The following is a 4,754-nucleotide window of genomic DNA, read 5'->3' on the forward strand; positions in this document are numbered from 1 at the left end:
GACTCGATTTTATGTATAACTGTTATTTTTTATAAACTAAGGACCTCTTTATGAGAAATTGTCAGGTCACCCACAAAAGTTGGATTAACTTAAGAAGTATTTTGGGACAGCCTGACGGTTCTATTTATATCTCATTTCACCTTTCCTCGGCCTCTCTTTTGGCTTTATCACTGCCTCAACTTTATATTCCCCACTTACTCCCTTTATGAAATCTTCATTACCATATACTACCCTTCTGTCCATCTCACCCTTCATTGCTCCCCTCTCTTTAAGCATCCCCCTTACAAATTCTCTGTATCTCTTACTTCGTTCTATCTCGTCTCCTGACAGGTTCTTATAGATTGGATGCTCATCCACTATTAAATCTCTCTTCCCATACGCATATGCGTTGTAGCTGCTCCATCTGTAACCTCTCGGATCTTCAACTATCCCTGCCCTCACAGGGTTTAATTCAACATAACTCCCACAGGCAAGTAGATAATCATCCCTTGATACTATGATGCTCTTGTATCTGTCCTGCCAGAAATGCCCTATGTGCTTATATCTGTCCTTGAAGTATCGTGCATAAGATAGGTCTATACCCTTCATTATCTCTGCCAGACTCCCACCCCTGTTAGTCGTCTCAATTACAAGGTGAACATGGTCTCTCATCAAAACATAATGATACATCTTAAACCTATATCTCTCTTTGTATCTCTGAAGCATCTCAAGATACTTCCTATAGTCTTTTTCGTCTTTAAATATATCCTGACGATTATTCCCCCTCGTCAGAATGTGATATATATGTTCCTTCGGTGCTATCCTCGCTGTTCTCGGCATATTCAAAATTTTATCATATGTCCCATCTGTTGTCAATTAAATAGAACCGTCCCATTTTTGATTCAAAAAAACTTGACTCAAGTCGCATTTGTCTATACTATAATTACCATGGCAGAGAAAATGAAGAACAGAAGCATACCTATTATAATCAGTATCTTTATCATTGTTCTCATATCAGCATCTGATCTCTTTGCTGCAGCACCAAAGGTGACGAGGATGCAACTGGGGGCAAATGTAGGTAACGGATACATGGTCATTCCAAGCTCAACTGCCACAGCAGGTTCGACCTATCCAATGACACCAGCCAGGTATATAGCCGCAGGTAGTAGCGATAGTAACGACATAACCGATGGTAATACAGCGATTGCGAATGCCTTCGGTGCTGGGCAAGATGCAGTTCAGGGTGATGCCTCATTCTTTGGCGATTCGAATGGGTATGGACTTTTTCTATTTAATATTACTACAGGTGCAGCGACCGGTACCCAGACAGATAGAAGGCTTGCTGAGATAAGAAAATGGAGGGTAAAGAATTCAAACACAACGATGATGGGTGGTGAACAGTACGGACCAGGGAATATAAGTTGTGTCTCTCTGAATAACGCTATTGCCGAAGGGACATCTGTTACACTCACCATAGATATGCAGGGTAATAAACCACATCTGATTGCCATATTTGGGGGAACACCAACAGTCACATATACCTCTGCTGGAAATGGGACGCTTACGGTTCAGTCAAGCACCGTTACAACCAAGAACGCTGGAGGTAGAGGTGGGACTGATTCCGATAATCAGGCAACAGGCGCAGATACCACAGACAATACGATAACCTCGGCATTTGGGATGATGATAATGACGAATGACACCATATTCGGAAACCCTGCATCTGCCATGAAGCTCGTTGCATGGACGAATGCATGGCCAGGTGATATATTTGCCTATGCCCCGGGCAGTGACTCTAATTCTAACAGGGGATCTGGATCTGCAGGGACATTTGGAGGTTCGTCGGCAAAGATGGGACTCACAGTGAATGGACCTACTGGAGACAACAGGACATTCTATATGTTCGTTCCTTCAGGTACAATCGAAACTATATTTGGAACAGGTGTCACATCAGGAGACCTTATAGGTTATGTGAATGGATCGCAGGCATCCACAACAGCAACCTCTGATAGCTCAACCTATACAGCGGATGGAAGTGCGGTCACAGGAGTAAGGCTCTCTTTCAACTACACATTTGCCTCTGCTACGGATTCAGGCGTGGGAGTAAGAACAAGTATTGCTGATACAGGGGGCGGAATAGGGGGTGGTGGCTGTTTCATCGCCACTTCAGCATTTGACTCATACAAGTCACCCTATGTCTGGCTACTCCGTGAATTTCGATTCCATTATCTGATGACCAATAAAATAGGGAAGACGCTTGTATCGTTATACGAGAAGGTAAGCCCATCAATTGCTGAGTTTATCGATAGACATGAGTTCTTAAAGCCGGCAGTAAGGGCAGCCATCATGCCATCTGTCTGGTTCAGCGCCTTTATGTTCAAGACCCCATTTAAGATCAAGCTCCTCAGCATATTAATCATATTAATTGTTTCAATTATTGCGGGATATTTTATTTTCAGAATCAAGCGATAAAAGACGAAAGGAACATACACATAGTACATATTTATTTAAAAGGGCTGCCATGCACTACTATGAATGCATGGCAATGAACCCAACGTGGTTCATAAAGGGGCTATGCCCCGCACCACATAGGATGCAGGGCAGTAAACCCCACGTGGTTTACTGGCTCCCGATTTTAGACAATTTTCGCACACTGCATTTAAGGTTTGAAAATACCCTTATTGCAAAGAATTAGAGCAAACCATCCCTTTCGGCTTGTATCGCCCGGCGCCTGCCCCATATTTCCGACAAAGTTGGAATATTACGGGGTGTGCCTGCTCCCCCTGAAAAGGTAGTTTACTTATGATATATTCTTCTAAGAGATTCATCAGCCACCGCTTCAAATCACCCTCCCCCCTTTTGAGGGTTCAAGTCATTTTCCGCTAAAAGTAAAGCCTCTTATGTTTTCAACATAAGGCATTTTGCCCTGTTGGGGCAAAAAGCACGGCTTACTTTTTGGCTGATGAATTTTGCAAAAAAGAGCTTGACACCATCTTTAAATATGTTACAATTGTAACTGATATGTTACAAGGAGAATTGAGATGAAATTCAATGTCTCACTATTAGATGTATTAAACTCAAAGACAAAGGTTAAAATTATAAAGTTCTTACTAACTCATGAAGCATCTATGAGTGAGAGGGAAATAGCCTCTGTTTTAAAAGTCTCTCATATGAGCGTAAATAGAACTATGCGAGAGCTTTCTGAATTTAATCTTGTAAACTTTATTACTGTTGGTAAGGCCCATCTATGGAAGGTTAATCGCAAAAGCTATGCCTTCAGGGTTTTATCCAGCTTAATTAAGGGCATCTCAGGTCTTAGAGAACCCATAGAGGATTTAAAAAGCATACTTTTAAGAAACCTACCTAAAACTTTAATTAAAAGAGTGGTTTTATTTGGCTCTGTAGCCAAAGGCTCAGAAAAGGTAAACAGCGATATAGATATATTTATTTTGGTTAGAGATAAGCAAAGCAAAAAGAAACTTGAGCTGCAAATAGAGAAATTATCAAATTTATGTCTTGAAGTATATGGGAATAGATTAGCTCCTTACATCTTAACAGAGCGGGAAATGAAACAAAGGAAAGATTTAAAGGTTATCTCTGAGATTAACAAAGGAATTGAAATATTTTCAGAAAAGAAAGGATAAGTTATGACAGCTAAATTCAGAACAAGGGATGTTGCAAAGTCATTTTACACCAATTATCTTAAGCGGGCTGAGGAATGCCTGCATGCAGCTAAAAGCTCCTTTGCTATCCAAGAATGGAATGCAGCTACTATAAACGCTATTCACTCCTGTATCGCTGCCTGTGATGCAATGTGTGTGTATTTTTTAGGTAAACGCTATGCAGGAGATAGCCATAACGATGCGGTAAGTCTTTTTAAGACGATCAAAGCAGATGATGAGGAACTAAACACAAATGCAAACAGAATCTTAAGAATTTTGCGTATTAAGAATATGGCTGAATATGAGGAAAGATTGGTTTATAAATCTGAGGCAGAAAAAGTCTTAAAAGACTGTGAGAGATTTTTTGAATATGTGAGAAAACAATTACCATAAGGAAAGGATGAAGTTGTATATGGGATTACATTACACTTTGCTATACTAAAGACGAAAAAATTCATCAAAGATATTATCTATTCCCAAGACCAGATTCAAATAAGTCTTTATATTTCAACAAATTATGAAGATTTAAATTCTTCTTTTTTGGGCGGGCAAAATAAAAAAATACAGGGGAAAACTCCTGTGGAGTCTTCCCCTAAACTTGGTGTTTCTTTAGTTTGTATCCAAAGAACTGGCTCCCGATATTAGACAACTTTCAAACCATACCTCTGAAATTCAAAAATGAAATCTATCACCCAATACAAAACCGATAAGGTAATGGTCGCAGGCTCGGACACATTTTGCGTCCTCGCACTGTTCCCTTTATATCCTGCCACACTTTCAGCGTAGCAGTTTTCCTCTGCCAATTCCATCAGCAGAGTTTATCTGTTCCCACCTTCACCTCGTTAGATGCTTACTATCTAACGGGGCAAGCCACCCTATAAGGTTTTTATTTTTATCAAAATTTCTCTTGACAATTATTGTATTTTTTTGTATTATATAGGCAGATTTTATGAAAAATTATATTTTAAGAAAAGGATTGCCTTTATGAACGAAAAAGAAATAATGACGGTTAAACAAGTCGCTGAATATTTACAAATGGACGAACACACCGTCTATAAACTTGCACGCTCTGGTCAAATCCCTTCCCTCAAAATCGCTGGTCAGTGGCGGTTT

5 protein-coding genes are annotated in these 4,754 nt (G+C 40.0%); 4 read left to right on the forward strand and 1 reads right to left on the reverse strand.

From position 1 onward, the window contains the following. Window positions 1-120: 120 nt before the first annotated feature. Window positions 121-819 (reverse strand): transposase, encoded by a 699-nt coding sequence (locus tag AB1488_10310; protein MEW6410481.1) that lies wholly within the window; start codon window positions 817-819, stop codon window positions 121-123. Between the two features lie 108 nt (window positions 820-927). Here AB1488_10310 and AB1488_10315 point away from each other — a divergent pair, with 108 nt between their 5' ends. The 4 genes from AB1488_10315 to AB1488_10330 form a co-directional block, all read left to right on the forward strand. After that, window positions 928-2,451 carry a CFI-box-CTERM domain-containing protein gene (locus AB1488_10315; GenBank protein ID MEW6410482.1) on the forward strand — a complete coding sequence of 508 codons (1,524 nt, stop codon included), beginning with the start codon at window positions 928-930 and terminating at the stop codon, window positions 2,449-2,451. Window positions 2,452-3,020: 569 nt separating this feature from the next. Continuing rightward, window positions 3,021-3,623, forward strand: a complete 603-nt coding sequence (locus tag AB1488_10320) for a nucleotidyltransferase domain-containing protein (GenBank protein MEW6410483.1) — start codon at window positions 3,021-3,023, stop codon at window positions 3,621-3,623. A gap of 3 nt (window positions 3,624-3,626) precedes the next feature. Next, window positions 3,627-4,034, forward strand: a complete 408-nt coding sequence (locus AB1488_10325; GenBank protein ID MEW6410484.1) for a HEPN domain-containing protein — start codon at window positions 3,627-3,629, stop codon at window positions 4,032-4,034. A gap of 609 nt (window positions 4,035-4,643) precedes the next feature. Then, window positions 4,644-4,754, forward strand: a 111-nt coding sequence (locus AB1488_10330) for a helix-turn-helix domain-containing protein (GenBank protein ID MEW6410485.1), incomplete at its 3' end; no start/stop codon positions are given.

Source organism: Nitrospirota bacterium, assembly GCA_040756155.1.
Classification (GTDB): Bacteria; Nitrospirota; Thermodesulfovibrionia; order JACRGW01; family JBFLZU01; genus JBFLZU01.

Bases quoted from the DNA above. Each gene is read 5' to 3' on its own strand.
- AB1488_10310 (MEW6410481.1), bottom strand. From the start codon at position 819: ATGCCGAGAACAGCGAGGATAGCACCGAAGGAACATATATATCACATT.
- AB1488_10325 (MEW6410484.1), top strand. From the start codon at position 3,627: ATGACAGCTAAATTCAGAACAAGGGATGTTGCAAAGTCATTTTACACC.
- AB1488_10320 (MEW6410483.1), top strand. From the start codon at position 3,021: ATGAAATTCAATGTCTCACTATTAGATGTATTAAACTCAAAGACAAAG.
- AB1488_10315 (MEW6410482.1), top strand. From the start codon at position 928: ATGGCAGAGAAAATGAAGAACAGAAGCATACCTATTATAATCAGTATC.